This is a genomic window from Dietzia sp. DQ12-76, from assembly GCF_014145045.1.
In the GTDB taxonomy this organism is placed as follows: Bacteria; Actinomycetota; Actinomycetes; order Mycobacteriales; family Mycobacteriaceae; genus Dietzia.
In genome coordinates this window covers 1-3327 of sequence record NZ_JAALDV010000334.1, presented here as the reverse complement: position 1 = coordinate 3327, position 3327 = coordinate 1, and the positions used below count along the sequence as shown (strand labels likewise).

The window sequence follows — 3327 nt, the reverse complement described above, 5'->3', positions numbered from 1 at the left end:
CGTCCGAGATCACCGCAGCAGGCCAGCCTGCCAGTAGGTCATCAACTGGTAGGTGTTACGCCCCAGGATCTCGTGCGATATCGACCCCATTCGTTCCACGTGAAACCTGAAGACGTCCCCGCCCGGCGCGGTCCAGGCGAAGTCTCCGTTCGCGTCGGCGGCGTATCCGTCGATGGAGATGGTGGCGGTGTAACTCAGCGTTCCCATGGTCACCCTCCGCGGATCGGTTCTCGGATGATCTGGCGCCTCATGACGATCCGGGGAAAGCCCCCCGCCACCGAGGTGGTATCGGCGACCTTGACGAATCCCGCCTCCTCGAACAGGGAGCGGAACCCCACGAATGCCATCGTCAGATTGACCTTCTCCGCACCGTTGTCCACGGGCACCGCCTCGACGGCGGGCGCACCGTGATCACGCGCGAACTCGACCGCGCCCTCGACCAACTCGCGTGCGATCCCCCGGCCCCGGTACCCGGGGCGGACGCGGACGCAGAAGATCGACCACACGGGTTGCGTGTCGACGGTCGGTACCACCCGGGACCGCGCGATAGGGAGATCGCGGCGCGGCGCGACTCCCGCCCATCCCACGGGTTCGGATCCGAGATAGGCGAGCACTCCCGGGGCGACCTCCCGCGAGCACAGGTCGCGGACGAACTCGCCACGGGCGGGCCCCAGCAGGGAGGTGTTGGTCCCGGAATCCAGTCGGTGGCTCAGGCACCAACACACGGTGGCATCCGGGTTCTTCTTGGGGCCCAGCAGTACCGCCACGTCATCGAACCTGTCCGCCGGACGCACCTCGATCATCGCTGCGCTCCCATTGCGAGGTGCCATCGAGGCCATCCTTGTCCGAGGTGTCTGGCGCTCCGGCGGGCTGGGATGCCGGTGCCCGGTTCTCGGATCTGAGACTAGTACCCGCCCACAGAGCGCCGACAGGATTCGCTCGGTCGAGCGCGACCGGTGGATCACCTCCCGAACCGGGACGCGTCCGGCCCCCGCCGCCCCAGGGCCGTGTACAGCGCCACCCACTGCCGCGCGGTGAGGTCCTTGGGCAGGGCTCCCGGGGACACACCGGCCCGGGCGAGGGCTCCGCGGACCGCCGGACGTCGCCGCGCGGGCACCACCGAGGCCAGGATCGCGATGAGGCCTCGGCCTCGGCCGGTGAAGACGGCGTGCACGAATCGGCGGTACTCGCTCCGATCTTGGTCCGGCAGGAGAGGACGGGGCCTCCGGGCCAGGACGAGCACCGCCCCGTCGACGGTCGGTTCCGGACGGAAGGCCCGGCGGGAGACGCGGCGGTGCAGGGTGAAGTCGATCCACGGCCACCACTGGGCGGTCATCATGGTCGCTCCCCCGACCCCGGCGCGCCGCCGCGCGGCCTCCCACTGGACCAGCAGGACCGCGGTCGTCGTCGAGGTGGAGTGGAGCAGCTTTCGGAGGATCTCGGTGGTGAGGTGGAAGGGGAGATTGCCCACCACCACATGCGGCGTGGCGGGCAGCGGCCACCGCACGATATCCGCGTGGACCAGATCCACGCCGGCGGTGAGCGCACGCCGGAGGTGTTCGACCCTTCGGGCGTCGATCTCCACCGCGGTCAACGGGCGCCCCAGTGTCTGCAACGGTCTGGTCAGCGCACCCCGGCCGGGCCCGATCTCGATGATCGGCCCCGAGGTGTCGTCGACGATGTCGATGATCGCGTCGACGACGGTGGTGTCGGTGAGGAAGTTCTGGCCGTGCTCGTGTCGGCCGCCCCGATAGGTGGGCATGTGTGGACGCTCCGGAAAGAGGAAGTGCCCGGGCATGCGAGAGCGCCGCCCGGCTGGACCGCGGAGCGGCGGAAGCGTCCTACAGGAGGGGATCCGCCGCTAGATGCGACGGTCCCGGATCACTGCGGCGAAGCACGTCATGTCTGGGAGTGTAGCCGACCACCCGCGCTCGCCGTTCGAAACTGTACCAACCGTACGGTACAGTTTAGGGATGCACTCCGCGCCCTCGTCGACGACACCGGACACCTCCCTGCCTCCGTGGCAGCGCTGGACCGTCCTGGGCGTCGTCTCCTCGTCTCTGCTGCTGATCGCCCTGGACAACACGATCCTCTACACGGCGCTGCCGACGTTGACCAGAGAGCTGGGGGCGAGCAGCTCTCAACAGTTGTGGATGATCAACGCGTACCCGTTGTTGATGGCCGGGCTCCTGCTGGGCTCGGGTGCCCTGGGGGACCGCGTGGGACACAAGCGCATCTTCCAGGTGGGCCTTCTCGTCTTCGGCGCCGCCTCACTCGTGGCGGCCTTCGCGCCGACGGCGTGGACGCTGATCGCCGCCCGCGCCCTCCTGGGCGTGGGTGCGGCGGCCATGATGCCGGCGACCCTCGCGCTCATCCGCCTCAGCTTCTCCCACGAGCGCGAGCGCAATCTCGCCATCGGCGTCTGGGCGGCGATCGCGACCGTGGGCATGGCCCTGGGACCCATCGTGTCCGGTGTGTTGCTCGAGCACTTCTGGTGGGGGTCGGTATTCCTCCTCAACGTCCCCATCGTCCTGCTCGCCAGCGCGGTCATGCTCGTCGTCGGGCCACCCAACATCACCAACCCCGCCCGGCGCTGGGACGCCCTCTCCTCGGCTCAGGCCCTGGTCGGCATGGCCGCGGCGGTGCTGGCCGTCAAGACCTGGGCCGAGGCGGATGCGGACCGGACACTGGCGGCAGCGGCCACGGTGGTCGCCGTCGTCACCCTCACCGTCTTCGCCCGGCGCCAACGGCGACTGGCGACTCACACCGAGCCCCTGGTGGACTTCTCGATCTTCCGCAACCGCGGTTTCAGCGGAGGCGTGGTGGCCGCGGGGGTCAGTGTGTTCGCCATCGTCGGACTGCAACTGGTCATCACCCAGCGCTACCAGCTGGTCGAGGGGTTCAGCCCCCTCCAGAGCGGTCTCGTGGTGAGCGTGCTCGCGGTCGCCTCGCTCCCCTTCGCCCTGTTCGGCGGCGCCGTGCTGCACCGCGTCGGTCTGCTGGTGCTCATCGGCGGGGGGATCGCCGCGGCGGCCGTGGGATCGGTCATCACCGTCCTCGCGGCTGCACAGGACTCGTTGGCGTTGCTGGTGGTCGGGATGGTCGTCATCGGCGCCGGGCTCGGTGCCTCGATGTCGGTGGCGTCGACAGCCATCATGGGCAACGTTCCCCCGCGCCGCGCGGGCATGGCCGCCTCCCTGGAGGAGGTGTCCTACGAGTTCGGCGGGCTAGTCGGCGTGGCCACCATGGGCTCGCTGCTGACCCTGGTCTACGCGAGGGCGATCGAGCTGCCGGCAGGGTCCCAGGGCTGGGGGGACCTGCCGCCCG

4 protein-coding genes are annotated in these 3327 nt (G+C 69.7%); 1 reads left to right on the top strand and 3 read right to left on the bottom strand.

Annotated features, from left to right (window positions below; translation table 11 throughout):
• Positions 1-9 precede the first annotated feature (9 nt).
• From G6019_RS11640 to erm, 3 genes are all read right to left on the bottom strand, one after another.
• Positions 10-207, bottom strand: a complete 198-nt coding sequence (locus G6019_RS11640; protein ID WP_375539761.1) for a hypothetical protein — start codon at positions 205-207, stop codon at positions 10-12.
• A 2-nt stretch (positions 208-209) separates the two neighbouring features.
• Entirely contained in the window at positions 210-830 is a 621-nt protein-coding gene (locus G6019_RS11635; RefSeq protein ID WP_241726014.1) for a GNAT family N-acetyltransferase, read from the bottom strand.
• Between the two features lie 131 nt (positions 831-961).
• Complete coding sequence (gene erm / locus G6019_RS11630) at positions 962-1762, bottom strand: 23S ribosomal RNA methyltransferase Erm (protein ID WP_182627647.1); 801 nt, start codon at positions 1760-1762, stop codon at positions 962-964.
• Between the two features lie 211 nt (positions 1763-1973).
• On the opposite strand from erm, the gene G6019_RS11625 reads away from it, so the two are divergent.
• A partial coding sequence (locus tag G6019_RS11625) for an MFS transporter (RefSeq protein WP_182627645.1) occupies positions 1974-3327 on the top strand: 1354 nt, incomplete at its 3' end.